A 22,396-nucleotide genomic window follows, 5' to 3' on the forward strand; every position below is an offset into this window, starting at 1 on the left:
ATCAATGCATTACATATAATTATTTTATGACGAATGTAACGTTAATGGAGAAGTGTTTTGGGTTTTACTTAATTAATAATTAAGTCAATGAAAACGCCACTTTTAATGCCACTTCTAAATCACAAGGTTATTTTACATTAAATTGATTCGTTGAAACCAATAAAGTTCAAATGATTTATTAACGAAACGTCAACGCTAATGAAATGATTTTAAATGAAATCATCGAACCCCTGCAAGTGCTAACTTGTTCTTATTCGGGCGCGGCTTCAGTTGCACTTTCTACTTCGCTAGCTGAAACATCAGGCTCAGCAACGGCCGTAGGAGTCTCTTCTGTAGCTGGCATAGCTTGTTGGTTAAGTGGGTCAATCAAGTTGGTATGTTCAGGGTCAGGTAAGCGCATGTGAATGTTTTCAGTATCCACTGAAGTCTCTGTATATAACGCATCAACTATATTATCCCATTCAGAAATAGTACCTGCAATCGCGGCAATAAATACAATTAAAATAAACCAGCCAAATTTATTAGATGATTTTTTCTTGGTACTTAATAAATAGGGATTGCTTAGTGTGTTGTTTGATCTTGACGGTATGCTGAGTTGTTGATATTCAGAAAATGATTCTATTTCTGCTAATTGCACCGCTTTTGCATAATTGGCTAAGTAGCCACGAAGGTAGATAACAGGATAACGTTTATCTGCTATCAGCAGCTCTAAGTCATTTTCAATGTCATTTACCACAGAGGCTTTTAAGTTGAGTTTTAACGCGAGCTCTTCTACGGAGAAATTGGCGGCTATACGGTGTTCTTTTAAGGCTTGATCAAGAGTCATTACAGTGTCCATTATCAACTTAGTGTTAAATATTGTGATGCTTATTAGTCAAATAGTCTAACGCTTGTTGAGACTCGGGAAATTGCGTTAATAGTTGCTCAGAATATCGCTCTAAACTATTTTCTTTCCCAGTAGCATAACTCAAACGAATCCATTGCCATAGACTTTCAGCAGTAGCGTCCGACGCTTTTTGGAAAGAAAATAGGTTTAATATCGCTTCTTTATAATTTTTTTCGGTAATGTTGAGTTTTGCTAAAGATAAATTAATCTCATTACTTTTAGGACTATGCGCTAATGCATATTGATAATAGAAAATCGCTTTTTCATTGAAACCGGCCTTTTCAGAGCAAATAGCAGCATTCGCATAAGTACGCGCAACACGAGTATATTTTGGGGCGGAAATTGCTTTTAAGAAAGCAGCATCCGCTTCGTCATAACGCGCTTGACCACACAAAAATGTACCGTAGTTATGATAAGTATCACCGTTGCTAGCATCTAAGGAAATGGCTTCTTTGTAGAACTCTTCTGCTTTTTTATTCTCTTGTACCTTCTCATAATAATAGGCAAATATACGATGCACTTTTGCACTATCAGGTTGATAAGATAAAGCTTTGTCTAAGTTCTCTTTGGCTTGCTGCATCTGTTCATTTTCAATATACACGAGGGCAAGTTTAATACGTGTATCGGCAGCCCCTTCTGGGTCAAAAGCCATTTTCTGCCCTTTAGGATTGTTTAAGGTAGTGACAGTTTCACTTGATACACAAGCAGAGATAAAAAAAATAGATGATAAAATTATAAAGATAAATCGCATACATTCCTCAGGCGCTAATAGTCGTGCAGGAAAATTATTTCAAGTTCCCCTATTGTGAAGTAACTTGAGGCCGGATGCATGTTTTTTTTAACTGTTCTTGGATTTTGATCTATTTACCCAAGAACAGTCTGATTTTAAAGAGGATTAACTTTGTTGAATATTAATGTTTTCACCGTGTTTACGTTTGTTCATAGTACGCTTAGTACGGTCAATTACGTCCCCCACTAACTGTCCACATGCTGCATCAATATCATCACCACGTGTTTTACGAACGATCACTGTATAACCGTATTCCATCAACACTTTATTAAAACGGTCAACACGACTGTTACTTGGTTTAGTGTAATCATTACCAGGGAAAGGATTAAACGGAATTAAGTTAATCTTACACGGCGTATCTTTTAACAGGTGTGCAAGCTCATGTGCTTGATCTGTTGAGTCGTTCACGTGATCCAGCAGTAAATACTCAACCGTTACTTTACCGCGGTTTGCATTTGATTTTGCAACATAACGTTTAACACCCGCTAAGAAGTCAGCGATATCGTATTTATCGTTAATTGGCATCATTTTAGAACGCAATTTATCATTTGGCGCATGTAATGAGATAGCTAATGCCACATCAATACGGTCACCTAAGATATCTAATGCAGGAACAACACCTGATGTAGATAAAGTCACACGACGTTTAGATAACGCATAACCTAAATCGTCTAACATTAACTCCATTGCTGGAATCACGTTATTTAAGTTAAGTAATGGTTCACCCATTCCCATCATTACTACGTTAGTAATTGGACGTTGACCACTTTCCCCCATTACACCAATAATTTTAGCCGCACGCCACACCTGACCAATAATTTCAGATACCGTTAAGTTGCGGTTAAAACCTTGTTGTGCAGTTGAACAGAAATCACATGCCAATGCACAACCTACCTGAGAAGATACACATAAGGTCGCGCGGTCTTTTTCAGGAATATAAACGGTTTCAACTTCTTGGTCACCCAGTGTCATTGCCCATTTAATGGTGCCATCTTCACTGCGTTGCTCTACTTTTACTTCAGGTGCAACAATTTCAGCACGTTGCTTTAATTTTTCACGCAATGCTTTATTGATGTTGGTCATTTGATCGAAATCATCACAACCAAAATGGTAGATCCATTTCATTACTTGTTCTGTACGAAACGGTTTTTCACCCATTTCAGTGAAAAAATCGCGTAAACCTTGACGGTTTAGATCTAATAGGTTTACTTTTTTCTGACTCATGCGATGCCTCAACTAGACTAATTCTGGTATAAATTCGGAGGGGGATTGTACATATTTTGAATACCCGATGCTAGTCACAAATTTTAACTAAAAAAATACCTGAACCATTTCTGGCATCAGGTACTTGTTGCATAAGCATTATTTGAAGTTTCACAAAAAAATTGTTTGAAAAATAAACGACAACTTATACAAATGTGACTAATGGAATCACTTTATCTTTTTGCCAAGTATAAAATATTTGTGCACTTAACTTATCACCCCGACTATTCACTATCTTTTGAATATGTCCTCTTTTCATCAATATCGCTAACATCGGCGCAACACCTTCTCGACTGATATGAAAGGTCGTTAATAAACGACTCTCTGCGACATATTGATGAGTTTCTATATAATTTGATAAACGTTTTAATATCATGCTCTAACCCACTTTTGTTGCTCGCGAGAACTGCATTTTAGTAATAAATTGCCTTTATTTCTTAGGGCATATATAGCCCCCACAATGATTAAGATAGCGCTCGATAAATAAGTAAAGCTAAGTATTGGGTGCGCAGCAATAGTAGCTATTTGGTAATAAACAACGGCAACGATATAAGCAATACCAGTAGACCAAATAGCCACAAAACGTGCCCAGTTCATTCCCACCTCTCTGACTATCGCCCCCATTGCCGCCGCACAAGGAGCATAAAGCAAGATGAACAGCAAATAAGCAAAAGCAGCTTGCTGGCTAACAAAAGCCTGTTGAATATTTGTGTAAATAGTTAAGTCAACGCCTTGCTCTTCAGCTGCAAGCGTTAAGTCTTCTAATTCTCCGACATTAATGCCTAGTGGGTCACTGATATCAATACCCATTAAATTTTCTGGAATGGTGGCTACAGCAACAGATAATTTTTCTAATAAACTTAATGCCTCTTCCTCCTCACGGACTTCATTGTCATACAGGCTATTTAAGGTGCCTACCACTGCTTCTTTAGCAAAGATACCCGTTACGATACCCACCGTCGCAGGCCAGTTTTGCTCATTGATTCCTAAAGGTGAAAGTACCGGTGTAATAGTTTGTGCAATTTTACTTAATACAGAGCCTTCAGTATCTTGATGGCCAAAACTCCCATCCATACCAATTGAGTTAACCACATTTAACAGTGTCACCACTAAGACGATAGTTTGTCCTGCACCAAATACAAAACCTTTCAACTTCTGCCAAGTTTTAATCCCAGTATTCTTTATCGTTGGCAGCTCATAATCAGGAATCTCCAAGATCATATTTTCACTTTTCCCTGGTAAAATGGTTCTGCTTAAAATAAAACCGGTTAATACCGCGACTAAAATCCCGATCAGATAAAGCAAGAAAACGATATTTTGACCTTGATTTGGAAAGAATGCGCTAGCAAATAAAGCATACACAGGTAAACGTGCTCCACAGGACATAAATGGAGACATCACAACAGTTAACAAACGTTCACGTTCTTTCTCTAAGGTTCTTGCAGCCATTACAGCAGGAACCGTGCAACCAAATCCAACAATCATAGGTACAAACGATTTACCTGGTAAACCAATTAATTGCATCAGTCTATCAATCACAAATGCCGCTCGTGCTAAATATCCAGAACTTTCAAGCACAGCTAAAAACAAATACAAACAAGCAATAACGGGAATAAAAGTCATGACCGTTTGAATACCACCGCCCACTCCATAGGCTAAAACATTAATTAACCAATCTGGTGCACTGACTGCGGTCAACCATTGTGCCGTTTGATCAACAAATAAAGCACCAGAAGCAATATCAAAGAAATCAATAAACGCACTACCTACATTAATAGCAAACATAAACATCAAGTACATCACCAACAAAAAGACGGGTAAACCGGTATAACGGTTCAATGCAACTGCATCTATTTTATCGGTTAAGCTTTTACTTAAGCAGCCTTTGGTACGCACTGCTAATTGGGTCAATTGATAGATATAGGTATAACGCGTATCAGCAATCTGTAAGTCAATATCGAATGATATTTGGCTGCTGATATGTTGCACTTTTAAGCGAGTCTGTATAGGTAACTGTTCAATAACCGATGCATCACCTTCTACACACTTAATGGCAAACGCTTTTTTATGAAGGTATCTTTCCGTGTCAAAATAGTATTCTATTTTTGACAATACAGCTTCTAACTGGTCTCCATAATCTAAAGATAAATCAGGTATTAACGCAGCAGGATCTAGCTTTTCTATGATTGTTGTTAGCTTAGTTACCGCCTGTTGATTATGTGCTGAAATAGCAATGACTGGGCAACCTAATTGTTCACTCAGCAGCTTATCATTAATCACTTTTTGCTGTTTATCTGCTACATCTATTTTGTTTAACACCACCATCACTGGCAGACCTAACTCTAATAACTGCACGGTCAAATATAAACTTCTTTCTAAACAACTAGCATCAATAATATTTAATACTATATCCGGCTGACTATGCATGATGTAATCAAAGGCAACACGTTCATCCATTGAACTCCCCTGTTGGTCGATATCTAGATTATAGATACCGGGTAGGTCGATCACTTTTATTGCTTTATCATTAATGTTGAAGTGTCCGGTTTTCTTTTCAACTGTCACTCCACTCCAATTCCCTACTCTTTGATGACTACCTGTGAGTGCATTGAATAAGGTCGTTTTACCTGAATTAGGGTTACCTATAGTGGCTATATTCATTGACATATTAATACTCCACTATAATTTGCTTAGCGATACTTTTACGCAGAGCAATTGCACTATTAGCACATCGAATGGCTAAAGGGTCACCTAATGGCGCAGTACGTAATAACTGTACCTTTGCACGCGGCAAAAAACCTAGATTGAGTAACTTTTTACGCATTACCGGTTCCAGCGCATTAATATTAACAATACTTGCGGTTTGCCCTGTTTTTAACTCAGATAATCTCATAGTGATCCCTATCATTTATTCATTGAGATGTTTTAAACAGGAAATTAATACAAACTATTATCATTAACAATACAAATTGAAGCGCTTGACTAGGTAATAAAGAGTCTGTTGTTTTAGATCAATTTAGCCACGCGATTTAAACAGATTTTATGAATAGAGAGTTGAGTTTTACATCTTTAATAGGAACAGGTATAAACATAAACAAGAACTTAATATGCAGGAATACTCATGGATTTTAGTGAATTGAATTTAGTCTACTCTACCGATGGCGGAAAAGTAGAAAAAACCAAACCAAAACAAAGCGCTCCCGAAGGCGATGGCATTATTCGTTTACATAGAGAAACAAAAGGTCGTAAAGGAAAAGGCGTAACACTGATCAAAGGTTTACAGCTGAATGAACCTGAAATCAAAGCATTAGCGAAAGACATTAAAAAGAAAACGGGCTGTGGCGGCACAGTAAAAGATTTTGTCATTGAAATTCAAACAGACCAACGTGACATTATTAAAAGCGTGCTAGAGAAAAAAGGTTACCAGGTAAAACTATCGGGTGGCTAACTCAAAAATGTGACTACTAAAAAAAGGGGCTGATAGCCCCTTTTTTTACTTTATACAGTTTTTAAATTTATTTAGCGGTTAACGCTGTACCTGCAAAGTCAATCCCCGCCCAACCGTTAATCATAAACTGACGAATGTTTTGATGATCTTGTGCCTCTGGATGCGCTAATACATCATCACGGTAATAAGTGCCAAAACAAGCTAACGTTTGTGCTTCTGATAATTTATTTAACTGTGCAAATGAAAATATTTTACATGAGCCAGCATTTTCACCTTCAGCATTTTTTTGCTGACCATTATTAAAAGCTGTTGCTTTAAATTCATAATTATCTTCAATCACCGCCATAGTCTCAGTAAACTCAACTTGCTCTGGTGTGTTGCTCAGCTTATTTAAAAAATCTTGTAATAACATCCTGTACCCTTTTATTTTTACGTTTATATTTTCTGCGATTATATTAATCTTCTTCGAAATAAATAGTTTTATTCTGTGGCATATTTTCAGGACTAACCGACTCACCTTTAATGCGTTTTTCTTCGTCAGCCCATTCACCTAAGTCAATAAGTTGGCAGCGTTTACAGCAAAATGGGCGATACATGCTGGTCTTATCCCAAACCACTTCTTTTTGACATGTTGGACAATTAACCTTCATCTTTACTCCTCACCATTAACAAAATATTTGTTCAAATTCTATATGTTCAGCTTGGCTATTTTCCGCATCTGCATTCATAAAGCGCACAGAATAACGATGTTTATGGCCAGACACCATAGGGTAGACCTGCAAACTAGGATCAACATTTAAGATAATAAACAAAGCATGCTCAACTTCCCCTTGGAAGAAGCCATTATTCGCTTTCTGAATTGATTTAATCCCTTGATGACGCTTAATTTTTAAAAATAAAAACAAAGCGCGCTCTAGCACTTGAAAATACTCATACCAATTTTTGGTATCTGCTCTTTTAACTTCAATTGCTTGTGCACACCAAAAGTGAAACTGTGGCAAATCAAAACTGCAACAACCACCAGGAATAAAGAAACGCTGTTTAAGTGAGGTTAAAAAACGGCTGTCTTTGAAGAATTTAAGCTGTTTAGACATCACTAATAACGCACTAATCAATTCACTAATCTCTACCATTAAGGCTTTAATTGCTTGTGTATCAGCTTGCTCACTGCTCAACCAAGATTGCATTTCTTCAGATAATGCACGTAAATCTTTAATTAAGTCATGTCGAATATCACTGCGGTCACTTAATTCAATTAACTCGAATAATGATTTGAAATAAGTAATGGCATCATTATCGTTATTCAATGAGATACTTTGACTAATTTGTAGGAAAAGAGATTCAAAGCGTAAATAGCTACGGCTTTTTTCTGTCAGGGGATATTCAAAAGAGATCATAAGACTGTCTATTCATTTTTATAAAAAAGTAAGGTTACATTAAGGAGCTACCACTAAACAATCAAAAACCTTACTTTTGTATGGATAAAAACTGTAAATGTAACATTTTAACTTGTTCCTTAAGTGCAACAAGATCGGATTTGCTATTATCGATAATATAATCAGCCTGCTGTCGTCTTTCTGATCGGCTAATTTGTGCATCTATAATTGCTTGTATTTGTGACCTTGAATTATTGTCGCGCTGCATAGCACGTTCAATTTGCAAGGTTTCTGGTACATCAACCACCAGCGTAAAGTCGGTGTATTGTGTTAATTTATTTTCTAGCAACAACGGTGCTTCTAATATTACATATTGGCTTTCTGCTTGTGCAAGTTGTGCTAATAAAGCTTCTCTAATAAGCGGGTGCAATAAATTATTTAACCATTGCTTTTTCTGATCCGAAGAGAAAATGATTTGTCTCAGCATTGCTCGGTTCAGTCCGCCACTTTCATCTATGACTTCTTTACCAAAATAAAGTTCAATCTCTGCTAAAGCGGGCTGCCCTGGTGCAACAACTTCTCTTGCCACAAGGTCGGCATCAACGACTTCTACCCCTAACGCTTTAAATTCATTAGCAACTGTTGATTTACCACTGCCAATCCCGCCCGTTAACCCAATAATAACTCGCATATTTTGCTCTCTTACTTGAATCGTTTTATTTTATAGATCATAACTACTTAGATCATTGGTATTCAATGTTCATTAAGGTAATATTTCACTTTTTACCCTTGTCTGGAAACTTACCATGATTGAACAAGAAGTTGCACAAAGTGTTAGCCTAGCTTTACATGAAGATTTAAATGGCTTATCTGCCGCAGAAGGCGATATTACCGCTAATTTAATTCCCGAAGATAAATATGCAAAAGCAACAGTGATCACCCGTGAAGATGCTGTATTTTGTGGTAAAGCATGGACAGACGAAGTATTTAAACAATTAGGTGATTGCACCACTATTACATGGCATGTTAAAGATGGTGACCTTGTTCAAGCCAATAGCCCATTATTTACCTTAACTGGCCCAGCTCGAATTCTATTAACCGGTGAACGTACCGCACTAAACTTTATTCAAACTCTTTCTGGCATCGCGACCACCACCAAATATTACTCAGATCTGATTGCTAATACTGATTGTAAATTATTAGATACTCGAAAAACATTACCCGGTTTACGCAATGCTTCCAAATATGCAGTAACGTGCGGAGGTGGGTTTAATCACCGCATCGGTTTATACGACGCATTTTTGATCAAAGAGAACCATATTATGGCGTGTGGTGGCATTAAACAAGCAATTGCCACCGCAAACCAACAACACCCTGAACGTTGGGTAGAAGTTGAAGTAGAAAGCCTCGATGAATTAAAACAAGCCTTAGATGCAGGCGCACAACGGGTCATGCTGGATAACTTCACCATCTCGATGATGTTAGAGGCAGTTGCTATTAATAAAAGTAATCCAGTGCAAGCAGACTTAGAAGTATCTGGTAATGTTGATAACTCAACAATACTCAGTTATGCCGAAACAGGCGTTGATTACATCTCTGTTGGTGCACTCACCAAGCATGTTCAAGCGATAGACTTATCAATGCGTTTTGTACAAGGCTAAGACTTAAAAATTAATACCATTATCTGAAAACCTTTCTACACTTAGTACACTCGGTTCAGCCACTAACTAAGTATAGAGAGGTTTTATGCCAATTTTACATGGACAGTTATCTAGCCTTAACCAATTACTAATCACGTGCCTCACTACAAAGCGACTTAGCTATTTATTGATTACACAAATCGTTTTATTTTTGTTAATCAACAGCTCACTAATCGTTAATGCTAAAGCCGCTCAAGAAGACTCTAAAAAGCAAACTGTTCCTGCAATTCAGTTACCTACTCAATATCGAGAAAATATTAAGGTCAATGAATATTATGTTAGCGAAAAGTTAGATGGTATTCGTGCTTATTGGGATGGACATAAGCTACTTTCCAAACAAGGCAATATCTTTACTGCACCAGATTGGTTTGTTGCACACTTTCCAACACAAGCGGTTGATGGAGAGCTATGGATCGCCAGACAAACCTTTGAGCAAGTCTCTAGCATTGTGCGCACTCGCGATAGCCAAAATCCAGACTGGCAACTGGTAAAATTTATGATATTTGACCTGCCTACTAGCCAGTACCCTTTCGGTGAACGTGTTGCAGCAATGCAAAAGTTAGTGACTACAACAGATAGTGCTTATTTTAAACTGATCCCTCAGCAAAAGATTAAAGACAGTGCCGCTTTATTTAACTTATTAGATAAAGTGGTTAATGCAGGCGGTGAGGGGTTGATGCTACATCACCAAGATGCCTTATATCAGCATATTCGCAGTCGTGACTTAATGAAATTAAAACGCTTTGAGGATGCCGAAGCCACAGTGATTGGCTACTTGCCCGGTAAAGGCAAGTATCAAGGTTTATTAGGTGCTTTACAGGTCGAAACAGAAGATGGTATTCGTTTTAAAATTGGCACAGGCTTCAGTGATAAAGAAAGAAAAAATCCACCACCAATAGGTTCGGTCATCACTTATCGTTACACCGGTAAAACACGTCATAACATCCCTCGATTTGCTTCTTTTATGCGGATTAGAGCAGTTTATTAATGACCGTTATATTCGCCTTTGGAAAATCATAATCGATTAAATCAGCAGGTTGAATCCATTTTATTTGTTGCCCTTCTAGTTCACTTGCTTCACCAGTAAAATCGGTGACTAAATAAAAATGGAGGGTTAAAGCGAGATCATCATAATCAAAATTTAAAGAATCAAAAAGTCTATATTCGGTGGCAGTTAAGCCCACCTCTTCTTTTAATTCTCGACACATGGCTACATCAAGCGCTTCGCCTTGTTCGACTTTCCCGCCAGGAAATTCCCATTTACCAGCTAAATGTTGGCCTTTTTGGCGTCGGCTAATTAACAACTGTTGTTGTTTATTTTGCACAATAGCAATACTAATGGTTTGTTGTGGCATCTACTTCCCTCTTATTAAAAAAGGTGGCCTTCAACGAAGTACCACCTTTTTATACCAGTTATTTTAACAACTAAAATAGATCAGTTAATTAGTGTCATTGGTATTATTCATAGCTTTACCGATAAGCCTAGCTTAGTTTACCGTGACATTGCTTGTATTTTTTGCCTGAACCGCAAGGACACGGATCATTACGGCCTATTTTTTTATCTTGGCGAACAAATGTCTCGTCTACTTCAGCAGCTTCAGGTTTTTCTTCTTCACCATCACTGTTAACTTGTGCATGTTGGTATTGAATATTCGCTTTTGCTTCCGCTTCACGACGTTGCTCTTCAATCGCTTGAGCTTCTTCTCTGCTTTGAATTTGTACTTTAGACAAGATTCCTACAACATCTGTTTTTAAGTTTTCGAGCATAGCAATGAATAACTCGTAAGACTCACGTTTGTACTCTTGTTTTGGATCTTTTTGAGCGTAACCACGTAGATGAATACCTTGACGAAGATGATCCATCGCCGCTAAATGCTCTTTCCAAAGCATATCGATAGTTTGCAACATTACTGATTTTTCAAACCCAGCAATGATTGACTCACCTACTTGCTGTTTTTTATCTTGGTAAACAGTACGGGCATGTGTAACTACTTTTTCGCGAATCGTTTCTTCTTGTAAGTTAGCATCATCGATTAGCCATTGTTGAACAGGTAGTTCAATGAGGAAGTCTTGTTTTAAACGCTTCTCTAAACCTTCTAGATCCCATTGTTCAGTTAACGATTGTTGAGGTACATACTCATCAATACAACCATTGAATACGTCATCCCAGAACTGTTCAATATTTTCAGTGATTGTTTCGCTGTCCATCACACCGTTACGTTGTTGGTAAACTACTTTACGTTGATCATTGGCAACATCATCAAAATCCAGTAATGATTTACGCATATCAAAGTTACGGCCTTCCACTTTACGTTGTGCATTTTCAATGGCACGAGTTACCCATGGATGCTCGATCGCTTCACCATTTTCCATACCTAATTTCTTCATCATATTAGATACTTTTTCAGAAGCGAAGATACGCATTAACGAATCTTCCATTGATAGGTAGAAACGACTCTCACCAGCATCACCTTGACGACCAGCACGACCACGTAACTGATTATCGATACGACGAGATTCATGGCGTTCAGTACCAATAATGTATAAACCGCCTGCCGCTAATACTTCAGCTTGTTCCGCTTTCCATTTCGCCGTTTCAGCTTCGATTTGCTGCTCAGATAAGTTACCTAGTTTTTCAAGACGGTTTTGTAAATTTCCACCTAAAACAATATCCGTACCACGACCGGCCATGTTAGTAGCAATTGTCACAGAACCAAGTGCACCCGCTTGTGCGATAATATCAGCTTCTTTTTCATGGAATTTAGCATTTAACACGCTGTGTTTGATTTTAGCTTTTTCCATTAAGCTTGATAGCAACTCAGAACTTTCGATAGACACAGTACCAACCAATACAGGCTGACGACGCTCTAAACGAGTTTTGATGTCTTCGATAATAGCTTGGTATTTTTCTATCTCAGTCAGATAAACTAAATCACCGCCATCTTTACGTGCCATTGGACGATTAGTTGGGATAACAATAGTTTCTAAACCATAGATAGATTGGAATTCAAATGCTTCAGTATCCGCTGTACCTGTCATACCACCTAGTTTTTCATATAAACGGAAGTAGTTTTGGAAGGTAATTGAAGCTAATGTTTGGTTTTCGTTTTGAATTTGCACACCTTCTTTTGCTTCTACCGCTTGGTGTAAACCTTCAGACCAACGACGGCCAGGCATTGTACGGCCAGTATGCTCATCAACAATAACCACTTCGCCTTCAGCTGTTACAATGTATTCAACATCTTTTTCAAACAAGGTGTGAGCACGTAAAGCAGCGTTAACATGGTGTAATAAACTAATACTAGAAGCTGCGTATAGAGAAGTATCTTCTTCTAATAAACCACGCTCTTGTAAAATACGTTCTACTTTTTCCTGACCACGTTCAGTTAGCAATACTTGTTTGCTTTTTTCATCAACGGTGAAATCACCTTCGCCAACATATTCTTCAGTATCTTCTTTATCTTGTTTGCTTAATAAAGGAATAATACTGTTTAATTTGGTGTAAAGTGTCGCATCGCCATCAGTTGGTCCAGAGATAATTAACGGTGTTCTTGCTTCATCGATTAAGATAGAGTCAACTTCATCAACGATAGCAAAGTTCAGACCGCGCATTACACGTTGTGACGCTTCAAAAGCCATGTTGTCACGTAGGTAATCAAAACCAAATTCGTTGTTAGTCCCATAAGTAACGTCAGCTGCATAAGCCGCGCGTTTCTCTTCACCTGACATACCCGATAAGTTAATACCAACCGTTAAGCCTAAGTACTCAAATAACTTTGCATTCCACTCAGCATCACGACGAGCAAGGTAATCATTCACGGTAATAACATGAACGCCCTTGCCTGTTAAAGCATTTAGATAAGCCGGTAACGTTGCAGTTAAGGTTTTACCTTCACCAGTACGCATTTCCGCAATTTTATTCTCGTTTAATACTATCCCACCAATTAACTGTACATCAAAGTGACGCATACCAAATACACGCTCAGATGCACTTCGAACAACAGCAAAGGCTTCAACAAGGATATCATCAATGGTCTCTCCATTAGCAAGACGTTCCTTGAAATAAGCAGTTTTTGCTTTTAACTCTTCTTCGGACAGTGCCTTTATCTCTGGCTCAAGTTTATTAATTTCATTAACAACTTTGCGTAAGTTCTTAAGATAACGGTCATTTCGACTGCCTATTATTTTTGTTATTATCGATGTGATCATTTTGCTTTTCTCATTGTATAAAGTCGGAAAAAATTGTCATTTAACTTGGTGTTCTTTGTATATAATAATTTGGATCTATTTGTTGGCCATTTCTAAGTACTTCATAATGTACATGTGGGCCTGTTGAGCGGCCAGTAGTTCCCATTACCGCAACTTGCTGCCCTTTTTCAACAACATCACCAACAGAAACAGTGATCGCAGAAGCATGTGCGTAACGTGTCATCAAACCACTTCCATGGTTAATCTCAACTAAGTAGCCATAACCATTTCTTGCTTCAGAAATAGTTACCACGCCAGCGGCAGTTGCCATAATAGGCATGCCTGAATAACCTGCAATATCGACACCTTTATGACGGCTTAAACGTCCAGTAAATGGATCTGTTCGCGTTCCAAAAGGAGAGGAAATCCAAGAACCTTTGTAAGGCACTGGACGACCAGAAATGAATAGCTCATCAATAAGATGGAGATTGTTAAAGGTAATTTCAAGTTGTTGAAACAAATTTTCATTGTTTTTGTACTGTTCTTCTAATAATGACACCTTTTTAAGCAATGGCAAAAGCTCGTCATTATCTAATGGGGGCACACTACTCGTATCTGGCGCGGCAAGGTTATCGTCTGTTTCAGTTGTTTGTTCTGTTTGTGTATCTAATTCAAACTCTTCTTTTGGTAAGTTTGATTTATCAATGATTCTTTCGCCTAAACTATTTAAACGGTTGCTTTGCGCTTGCAACTCTCCTACCTTTTCAGCCAGTGATTGTAGTTGTTGGTTAGTTTGTGAGGCAATAGATTCTAGATATTGTTGCTTAATTTCATTTTTTTCATGTAATGCGTTTATTTTGTATTGTATGAACTGTTGATGGTAGTGTGATTGTAGTAACCAAGCACTGGTCATCAATACAGCCACTAAAGTAATGCAGGCAAAAATAAAAGTAGATTTTGTTATAGAAAAGCTGTGTTTAGACTCCTTCCTATTATAAATAACCGTTATACTCATAAACCCAATTCACTTTTGATGGCTGTTATGACAAGAAATAAAAAACAACCTAAACCGATCTCGTTATTGTTGGATAAAAATAACTTCCAACAAAGCACATCATTAATAACTAAATTAGATATAGTACTACAAAGGTTTTTAAAACAACACAATATCAGTGGTTGTCGTATAGGAAATATTGAAAATGGGAGCTTGTTAATAGAAAGTCCGAGTGCACTTTGGGTGCAACGCTTACAATTTATACGAAGTGACCTATTGAGTGAATTACGCCAACATCACTCATCAGTTAAAAATATTAAAGTGAAAGTTAATCCGCAGCTAGCAAAAGCTTCCCCTACTCAACTAAAAAAAGCAAAACCAGTTAAAAAACGTGCACAAAAAATGAGCAAAGGCATTGCTGAATCTTTTTTAGCATTAGCCGAAAATGCTGACCCACAACTAAAAAAAGCACTGCAATCTTTAGCAAAATTTTCAAGTGATAAAGAGTCATAAACATCACTCTATTTTATAACCGTCTTAAGAGAAATCTGTTCAATTATTTCATCCCATTTATAAATAAGAATTCTAAATTTTGCGTAGTAAAAAGTGACTTAGCTTGAGACGTTAGTAAAGCCTTTGTAAGGTTAACATCGATAATCGTTTTAAGGGATTAACGAAAAGAGGTTAATTCTTTAATGGCTATTTCCTTTACCGAGCTCCAACCAAAAATAAGTTATTTTAATAAGTAAAACAGTTCGTTATTTAATGTGATTGGTATAAGCCATCATTATTCGTAAAGCAAAAAAAAACCACCTTGTTATTGCTAACAAGGTGGTTTTTAGAGAGTCGGTTATAAACCAACTCAACAGTATTTATGCAGGGACAAATGCTGGTTCGATATATTGCACTGGAGATTCACTCACAGGCTCTTCAAAGGTAACCATTTCAAATGCTTCTTGATCTGCTAATAGTGCACACAGTAACTTATTATTTAATGCATGGCCTGTTTTGAACGCTTTTAAATGACCTAAGATGGTAAAACCAGATAAGTAAAGGTCACCGATTGCATCCAATACTTTATGTTTTACAAACTCATCTTCGTAACGTAAACCCTCAGGGTTTAATACTCGGAACTCATCTAAACCAATTGCATTATCTAAGCTTGCGCCTAATGCTAAATTATTAGATTGAAGGTATTCAACACTCTTCATGAAACCAAATGTACGTGCACGGCTTATCTCTTTAACAAAAAGGTCACCAGAAAATTGCATCTCTACATGTTGATTTTGACCTTCGAATACTGGGTGATCAAAGTCAATTTTAAAATCTAAACTAAAGCCATTGTCTGAAGGGTGAAGTTCGGCCCACTTGCCTTCTTCTTCATCTTCAACACGCACAGTCTTCTTAATACGGATAAATTTCTTAGCTACATTTAACTCTTCAATACCTGCTGATTGCAGTAAAAAGATAAACGGACTTGCACTACCATCCATAATTGGAATTTCAGGTGCATCAACGTCAATAATTACATTATCGATACCTAAGCCAGCTAATGCTGCAGATAAATGTTCTACAGTCGAAATTTTTTGACCTTGCTCATTAACTAAACAAGTACATAATAATGTTTCTTGTACAGCGTGAGCATGTGCTTTAAAGCTAACTACAGGGTCGAGATCTATTCGACGATAAACAATACCTGAGTTGGCAGGTGCAGGGTGTAGCTGAATAGTTACTTTATTCCCTGAATGTAAACCAACGCCCGTTGATTTTACACTTTTCTTCAATGTTCTTTGTTTAATCATAAGAATGATCTCCACTACGATAATTTCTGCTGCGAATTATAGCAGTTTGCGACTTACATCACAAACTGTAATATTTACAAGGTAATATTAGTTATCCGCTTGACGTCTTAAAAACGCAGGAATATCTAAATAACTCTCAGCACTGTTTTTATCTTTAACTTCAGCAATTGGTTCAACGATTTCAGGTTCAGCCTGAGCTGCTTCTTCAGTTGCTTTAGCTAATGCTTTTTCTTCTGCCTGTACACTAGCATTACTAGTATTATCGGCAGCAACTGTTCTTTCTGTAGTCTCATTTACATCTTTTTTGCTATTTAATGTTGGATTTTTAACTACATTCAGTTCTGACTTACGTTCACCGATACCGGTCACAATCACTGTAACGTGTAATTCACCGCTCTCAAGCGTTGGATCAACCGTTACACCAATGATGTTTTGAGAATCTTCAGAGGCGAATTGTTTCAGTGCATCGCCGACTGTGTGGTATTCATCCCAACTGAAATCAATACCAGCAACAATGTGCACTAATACACCACGCGCATCTGAAAGATCAACATCTTCAAGCAATGGACAAGAGATAGCTTCTTCAACGGCTTCCTCTGCACGATTTTCACCAGCAGAAACACCAATCCCCATTACTGCAGTTGTACCTGCTTCTGTCATCACGGTACGTACGTCCGCGAAATCGATATTAATAGTACTTTCTTCATTATTAATAATAGACGAGAAACCAGAAACTGCATCATAAAGTACACCATTAGCCGCACTTAACGCATCTAAGAAGGAGATACCTCGAGGCAATGATTTCTGTAATTTATCATTTGGGATAATTAATAAAGAGTCGATGTTTTCAGATAAACGTGCAATACCCTGCGTCGCGTAATTCATACGCTTACGGCCTTCAAACATAGAAGGTTTTGATACAACACCAATCGTTAATGCACCTTCTTCTTTTGCTATTTCAGCAACAACAGGACAAGCACCAGTACCTGTACCACCGCCCATACCAGCAGCGATGAAAACAACATCGGCACCCGTAACGATTTCACGAATACGTTCTTTATCTTCTAATGCAGATTTATACCCAATTTCAGGGTTAGCACCAGCACCAAGGCCATTGGTTATATTTGACCCTAGTTGTAAACGAATATCTGCTTTTGATGAACGTAATGCCTGAGCATCCGTGTTCATTGCAATAAATTCGGCACCTGTTAGGCCTTTTTCGATCATATAATTGATCGCATTACCACCACCACCACCGATGCCAATAACTTTGATTATGGCCTGTGCTGAATGATCTTCGTCATCGATTATTTCAAACATTTGATTCTCTTCCACTCTATTAACTTCTTGTGACATCGTTTGTTACCACCCAATCCATGAAACTTGATAACTAATATTCTTTTTTAATCCAATTTTTAACTTTGCTAAAAATACTTGTAAAGCGATTTTCAGCTTCGGCTTCTTCTTCACCGGAAAATTCATTATTTTTATGTCGTAATAAACCAACAGCTGTTGAGTAAGCTGGAGAGTTTACATCATCTGCTAAACCTTTAATATGCTCTGGCTTACCAATTCTGACTTGAATATTACCAAATACTTCTTCAGCAACTTCAACTAAACCTTCAATTTGTGCAGCGCCTCCCGTGATAACAACACCGGCAGCAAGCTGCTGTTTTAAGCCTTCACGTGCAAATTTATCGTTTAGTTTATAAATTTCATTCTTCACTAAGGTCAATAATTCACTGTAACGTGGCTCAATAACGTCTACTAAAATAGAACGTTGTAAACTACGTGCTGCTCGACCACCTACACTTGGTAATTCGATGATTTCGTCACTGTTCACCAATGTTCTATCTAGGCAACCGTATTTAACTTTAACTTCTTCTGCAGACGTTGGCGGAGAGCTAAAAGCAATAGCGATATCATTAGTCACTGAATTACCAGCATAATCTAATACCATACTATGTTGTAAGGCACCTGCGATATAGATAGACAAGTCCATTGTACCACTTCCCATATCGATCATGCATACGCCTAGCTCTTTTTCATCTTCACTCAAAATTGCAGCGCTTGAAGCAACACCTGATGATGTAAGTTGGTCAATAACTAATCCACATCGTTCAACTGCTTTTTCTAAATTTTTAACAAGATCGTTGTGACAGGTGATTAAATGTACATTTGCTTTTAATTTTACTCCTGACAACCCAATTGGATTGTTAATTCGGCCTTGTGAGTCAATAGAATATTCTTGAGGTATAACATGCAATAAACGTTGCTCATCACGTATTTTAACAGAGCGAGCATTATGTAACACACTCTCAACATCATAAGCTGTGACTTCATGTGCTTCTATTGCCCATGTACCCGTTTCATTAATCGATTCAATATGAGAACCTGACACAGATAAGTTCACCGATGAAACACGACAGTCAGCCATATCTTCAGCTTGTTTTAATGCACTTGAAATAGACTCAACGACAGAGTCTAAGTTAGTCACAGAGCCTTTATCGACACCTTTAGAAGGAGCAGAGCCCACACCAACAATATTAATCGCATCATTTGCTAATAATTCACCAATCAAGACAACAACTTTATGACTACCGATGTCTAAACCAACTGTGTAATTACTTTCCATTCGTTCATCACCATTTTCTCTACGTATAAGAGAATAATTAACTTTATTGTAATACTAATTATAGTAAATATATGATTAATTTCACTATTTTAAATTCTACTCATAACGATATAGACAATTTAAACAGTTAAATTAGCCTATTTTACTAAGCCGATTATGTTGAAAATATTCAACATAACTATTTTTCTTCTTGTACTTCTTTCCAGCCGATTGCTAACCCCGTGTCATAACGTAAATCTACGTAATCGATGGTATTGATATCGTAATTTTCAGCAATCCTAGGAAATGCTTTTAAAAATATCTGAATACGCTCCAGCTTTTGTTCTTTACCAAGTTTTAAACTAATGCCATTTTTTAACACTAGTTGCGTGGCATTACGTTTGTCACTAGACAAGGCCGCGATGCGATAATGGCTAGGCGCTAATAACTGCTTTAGTTGTAAGTAGGTATTTAACACCGCCTCTGATTGCTCATCCTCACCGGATAACGCAACAAACTGATCTGTTTGGTCAGGTACTACATCGATAATTTCACCAAATCGATTCAACAATGACTTCTCATTCCAAGAAGCAGCTATCGCTTGCTCTACAATATGTATCTTTAATGTATCAGGCCAATGTTTACGAATTGACGCTGAATAAACCCAAGGTTTCGCTTCTAGTTGCTTTTGTATCTCAGTAATTCGCAAAGTAAAAAAGTTTAATTTATCTTTTTGCTTTACGAGTACACTTCTAACCACATCTTCCGTTACATGGTGTCGCTCACCAGTTAAAATCAAACCAGTGAGGGGTAAAGACTTCTCATCCGTTAGCCAATGCTTAAGTTTGAAAAAACCATCCTGTAAAGTATAAATCAACAGCAAAAAAACAAAGAAGCTAAGCCATTTGCTGATGGTGATTTTTTTTAGCTTCAGCCACATAAATTATAAGGTTTGCTCTAATATACGTAATACAAGTTGATCGAAACTAATACCTGCTTGTTTTGCCGCTTTGGGTACTAAACTGGTCTCAGTCATACCTGGCACAGTGTTAACCTCTAACAAATACCAGTTATGCTGTTGATCTCGCATAAAGTCAACACGTCCCCAACCGCTACATCCCACCGCCATAAATGCTTCTTCAGCCAATTGATTTAATTCACTCAATTGCAGGTCATCTAAACCACAAGGACACAGGTATTGTGTGTCAGTTGATTGATATTTTGCTTGGTAATCATAAAACGTATTAGTGGTTTTCATACTAATAGCCGGTAATGCTTTACCATTAAGCATGGAAACCGTAAATTCATCTCCAGTGATCCAAGATTCTAACAATACTTTTTTATCGTACTTAAACGCGTCTTCTAATGCTTCAATCAGTTGTTCTGGCGTTTCCGCCTTTGCCATTCCAATACTTGAGCCTTCATGTACAGGTTTTACCATCACAGTACCAGACAAGGCGCTTAGTATATCTTTAGCCTGCGCAGGTTCAAAGTTTTCTTTGACAATAATTTGATACGCTGCAGTGGGTAATGCGCAACTTTGCCAAATTTGTTTAGTTTTTGCCTTATCCATACCAATGGCAGAGCTAGAGACGTCACTTCCCGTATATGGAATTTGTAGTGTATCTAAAAAACCTTGGATAGTGCCGTCTTCACCACCACGGCCATGAAGTACAATAAATACACGCTCAAAACCTGAGGCTTTAATTTGCGATACATCATCATATTTTGGGTCAACAGCATGGGCATCAACGCCTTGACGAACCAATGCGTTTAATACTGCTTTACCAGAGCTTAATGAGACTTCACGCTCTGCGCTATCACCGCCAAATAAAACCGCTACTTTACCAAACTCAGTTGTCATTAATTTGTGCTCGCTTGTTGCATTTTTTCAATATCTAATTTCAATTCTGCTAGTGTTTTCACTACTGCACCGATATTACCTGCGCCTTGTGTTAACACTAAGTCACCATCTTGTAGCACTTTGGCCAATGCACTTGGTAATGCTGCTGGAGAGGGAACAAAGATAGGCTCTTTATTACTTTGCTGACGGATAGTACGACACAAAGAGCGGCTATCAGCGCCAGCGATTGGTGTTTCACCGGCAGCATACACATCTAACAGTAGTAGTTGATCAACCTGTGATAACACATTTGCAAAATCTTCGTATAAATCACGCGTACGTGTGTAACGGTGTGGCTGATATGCCATTACTAAGCGCTTCTCTGGCCAACCTTCACGTGCAGCGTTAATCGTAGCTTGTACTTCCGTTGGATGATGGCCGTAATCATCAGCTAGCATCGCTTTACCGCGACCAGTTTCGAATTCACCATAGTGTTCAAAACGACGGCCAATACCTTCAAAACTCTCCAATGCGGCAAGAATAGCAGCATCTTCAATATCATCTTCCATTGCAACTGCAATGGCCGCAGCCGCATTTAATGCATTGTGTTTCCCGGGTAAGTTAAGATGAATAATTAAATCTGGGCGATTAGCTCTATGAACAACAAACTCACTACGGTTCACTGTTTGTTTGAAGCTAGATATGCGCACATCAGCTTGTTCGCTAAAACCATATGTAACACATTGACGAGCAAATCGCGGGATCAATTCTTCAACGACTTTGTCATCTAAACACACAACCGCAGTGCCATAAAACGGCAGATTTTGAATAAACTGAATAAAAGTATCTTTTAATACTTCAAAATCACCTTGATAAGTATCCATATGGTCTGCTTCGATATTAGTCACGACAGAAACCATTGGCTGAAGGTGTAAGAAAGAAGCATCACTTTCATCCGCTTCAGCGATTAAATAACGACTTTGCCCTAATTTAGCATTGGTGCCTGCGCTATTTAACAGTCCACCGATAACAAAGGTGGGATCTAAATCAGCTTCGCGGTAGATACTAGCAATCAAACTGGTTGTAGTTGTTTTACCGTGTGTACCGGCAACAGCGACGCCATGGCGATAGCGCATTAATTCTGCTAGCATTTCAGCTCGACGAACGACAGGAATACGCGCTTGTTTAGCGGCTAATAACTCTGGGTTTTCTGGGTTAATCGCTGTGGAAACAACCACCACAGAGGCGCCATAGATATTTTCTTGAGCATGACCAATGAATACTTCAACACCTAATGAACGCAGACGTTTGACGACTGTATTTTCTGCGATATCAGAACCAGTAATTTTATAACCTTCATAGGCTAATACTTCGGCGATACCGCCCATACCCGCACCACCAATACCGACAAAATGAATCTGTTTTACACGACGCATTTCAGGGATCATGGTACGAATTTCTGCTAGTTCAATTTTTATCATTAGGATTCACT

At 37.9% G+C, this 22,396-nt stretch carries 23 protein-coding genes; 4 read left to right on the forward strand and 19 right to left on the reverse strand.

The window, feature by feature from the left end; genetic code table 11:
- Positions 1-250: 250 nt before the first annotated feature.
- The 6 genes from AC0L3W_RS07980 to AC0L3W_RS08005 form a co-directional block, all read right to left on the reverse strand.
- A complete protein-coding gene (locus AC0L3W_RS07980) occupies positions 251-826 on the reverse strand; it encodes a helix-turn-helix domain-containing protein (RefSeq protein ID WP_409439217.1) in 576 nt (191 codons plus the stop codon).
- A gap of 25 nt (positions 827-851) precedes the next feature.
- Positions 852-1,637 carry a type IV pilus biogenesis/stability protein PilW gene (gene pilW / locus AC0L3W_RS07985; protein WP_290039748.1) on the reverse strand — a complete coding sequence of 262 codons (786 nt, stop codon included), beginning with the start codon at positions 1,635-1,637 and terminating at the stop codon, positions 852-854.
- 144 nt (positions 1,638-1,781) lie between these two features.
- Positions 1,782-2,900: a dual-specificity RNA methyltransferase RlmN gene (gene rlmN, locus AC0L3W_RS07990; protein ID WP_290039749.1), complete on the reverse strand. Its 1,119-nt coding sequence runs from the start codon at positions 2,898-2,900 to the stop codon at positions 1,782-1,784.
- Between the two features lie 184 nt (positions 2,901-3,084).
- Entirely contained in the window at positions 3,085-3,315 is a 231-nt protein-coding gene (locus tag AC0L3W_RS07995; RefSeq protein WP_290039750.1) for a FeoC-like transcriptional regulator, read from the reverse strand.
- Complete coding sequence (feoB, locus tag AC0L3W_RS08000; protein WP_409440413.1) at positions 3,312-5,612, reverse strand: Fe(2+) transporter permease subunit FeoB; 2,301 nt, start codon at positions 5,610-5,612, stop codon at positions 3,312-3,314. Before feoB ends, AC0L3W_RS07995 begins: the two co-directional genes overlap by 4 nt.
- Entirely contained in the window at positions 5,608-5,832 is a 225-nt protein-coding gene (locus tag AC0L3W_RS08005; RefSeq protein ID WP_290039752.1) for a FeoA family protein, read from the reverse strand. Before AC0L3W_RS08005 ends, feoB begins: the two co-directional genes overlap by 5 nt.
- 228 nt (positions 5,833-6,060) lie before the next feature.
- Between AC0L3W_RS08005 and yciH the strand changes: the two genes are divergently transcribed.
- Positions 6,061-6,387 carry a stress response translation initiation inhibitor YciH gene (gene yciH / locus AC0L3W_RS08010; RefSeq protein ID WP_290039753.1) on the forward strand — a complete coding sequence of 109 codons (327 nt, stop codon included), beginning with the start codon at positions 6,061-6,063 and terminating at the stop codon, positions 6,385-6,387.
- Positions 6,388-6,454: 67 nt separating this feature from the next.
- Here yciH and AC0L3W_RS08015 read toward each other — a convergent pair whose 3' ends face one another.
- The 4 genes from AC0L3W_RS08015 to coaE form a co-directional block, all read right to left on the reverse strand.
- A complete protein-coding gene (locus AC0L3W_RS08015; protein ID WP_290039754.1) occupies positions 6,455-6,799 on the reverse strand; it encodes a HopJ type III effector protein in 345 nt (114 codons plus the stop codon).
- A 43-nt stretch (positions 6,800-6,842) separates the two neighbouring features.
- A complete protein-coding gene (yacG, locus tag AC0L3W_RS08020; protein ID WP_290039755.1) occupies positions 6,843-7,037 on the reverse strand; it encodes a DNA gyrase inhibitor YacG in 195 nt (64 codons plus the stop codon).
- A 15-nt stretch (positions 7,038-7,052) separates the two neighbouring features.
- Positions 7,053-7,784 carry a cell division protein ZapD gene (gene zapD / locus AC0L3W_RS08025; RefSeq protein WP_290039756.1) on the reverse strand — a complete coding sequence of 244 codons (732 nt, stop codon included), beginning with the start codon at positions 7,782-7,784 and terminating at the stop codon, positions 7,053-7,055.
- A 70-nt stretch (positions 7,785-7,854) separates the two neighbouring features.
- Positions 7,855-8,454, reverse strand: a complete 600-nt coding sequence (gene coaE / locus AC0L3W_RS08030; protein ID WP_409439216.1) for a dephospho-CoA kinase — start codon at positions 8,452-8,454, stop codon at positions 7,855-7,857.
- 115 nt (positions 8,455-8,569) lie between these two features.
- Here coaE and nadC point away from each other — a divergent pair, with 115 nt between their 5' ends.
- Complete coding sequence (nadC, locus tag AC0L3W_RS08035) at positions 8,570-9,424, forward strand: carboxylating nicotinate-nucleotide diphosphorylase (protein ID WP_409439215.1); 855 nt, start codon at positions 8,570-8,572, stop codon at positions 9,422-9,424.
- Between the two features lie 85 nt (positions 9,425-9,509).
- A complete protein-coding gene (locus tag AC0L3W_RS08040) occupies positions 9,510-10,451 on the forward strand; it encodes a DNA ligase (protein ID WP_409439214.1) in 942 nt (313 codons plus the stop codon).
- Here the strand turns inward: AC0L3W_RS08040 and mutT are convergent.
- The 3 genes from mutT to AC0L3W_RS08055 all read right to left on the reverse strand — a co-directional run bounded on the left by mutT (position 10,435) and on the right by AC0L3W_RS08055 (position 14,666).
- Entirely contained in the window at positions 10,435-10,818 is a 384-nt protein-coding gene (mutT, locus tag AC0L3W_RS08045; RefSeq protein WP_290039760.1) for an 8-oxo-dGTP diphosphatase MutT, read from the reverse strand. The genes AC0L3W_RS08040 and mutT overlap by 17 nt on opposite strands.
- A 127-nt stretch (positions 10,819-10,945) precedes the next feature.
- On the reverse strand, positions 10,946-13,672 hold the full coding sequence (secA, locus tag AC0L3W_RS08050; protein ID WP_290039761.1) for a preprotein translocase subunit SecA: 2,727 nt from the start codon (positions 13,670-13,672) through the stop codon (positions 10,946-10,948).
- 40 nt (positions 13,673-13,712) lie between these two features.
- Positions 13,713-14,666: a M23 family metallopeptidase gene (locus AC0L3W_RS08055; protein ID WP_290039762.1), complete on the reverse strand. Its 954-nt coding sequence runs from the start codon at positions 14,664-14,666 to the stop codon at positions 13,713-13,715.
- 27 nt (positions 14,667-14,693) lie between these two features.
- Between AC0L3W_RS08055 and AC0L3W_RS08060 the strand changes: the two genes are divergently transcribed.
- The gene (locus AC0L3W_RS08060; protein ID WP_290039763.1) at positions 14,694-15,158 is read left to right on the forward strand and encodes a DciA family protein; all 465 of its coding nucleotides are present in this window, start codon (positions 14,694-14,696) and stop codon (positions 15,156-15,158) included.
- Positions 15,159-15,517: 359 nt separating this feature from the next.
- Here the strand turns inward: AC0L3W_RS08060 and lpxC are convergent, their stop codons facing one another.
- The 6 genes from lpxC to murC all read right to left on the reverse strand — a co-directional run bounded on the left by lpxC (position 15,518) and on the right by murC (position 22,385).
- Entirely contained in the window at positions 15,518-16,447 is a 930-nt protein-coding gene (lpxC, locus tag AC0L3W_RS08065; protein WP_290039764.1) for a UDP-3-O-acyl-N-acetylglucosamine deacetylase, read from the reverse strand.
- An 87-nt stretch (positions 16,448-16,534) separates the two neighbouring features.
- Entirely contained in the window at positions 16,535-17,803 is a 1,269-nt protein-coding gene (ftsZ, locus tag AC0L3W_RS08070; RefSeq protein ID WP_290039765.1) for a cell division protein FtsZ, read from the reverse strand.
- 34 nt (positions 17,804-17,837) lie between these two features.
- Positions 17,838-19,082 carry a cell division protein FtsA gene (gene ftsA, locus AC0L3W_RS08075; RefSeq protein WP_290039766.1) on the reverse strand — a complete coding sequence of 415 codons (1,245 nt, stop codon included), beginning with the start codon at positions 19,080-19,082 and terminating at the stop codon, positions 17,838-17,840.
- Between the two features lie 178 nt (positions 19,083-19,260).
- Positions 19,261-20,001, reverse strand: coding sequence for a cell division protein FtsQ/DivIB (locus AC0L3W_RS08080; protein WP_409439213.1), 741 nt, complete (start codon positions 19,999-20,001; stop codon positions 19,261-19,263).
- Between the two features lie 3 nt (positions 20,002-20,004).
- Entirely contained in the window at positions 20,005-20,925 is a 921-nt protein-coding gene (locus AC0L3W_RS08085) for a D-alanine--D-alanine ligase (protein WP_409439212.1), read from the reverse strand.
- Positions 20,925-22,385 carry a UDP-N-acetylmuramate--L-alanine ligase gene (gene murC / locus AC0L3W_RS08090; protein ID WP_290039769.1) on the reverse strand — a complete coding sequence of 487 codons (1,461 nt, stop codon included), beginning with the start codon at positions 22,383-22,385 and terminating at the stop codon, positions 20,925-20,927. Before murC ends, AC0L3W_RS08085 begins: the two co-directional genes overlap by 1 nt.
- Positions 22,386-22,396: the final 11 nt, after the last annotated feature.

The sequence above is a fragment of the Psychromonas sp. KJ10-5 genome, from assembly GCF_055808325.1.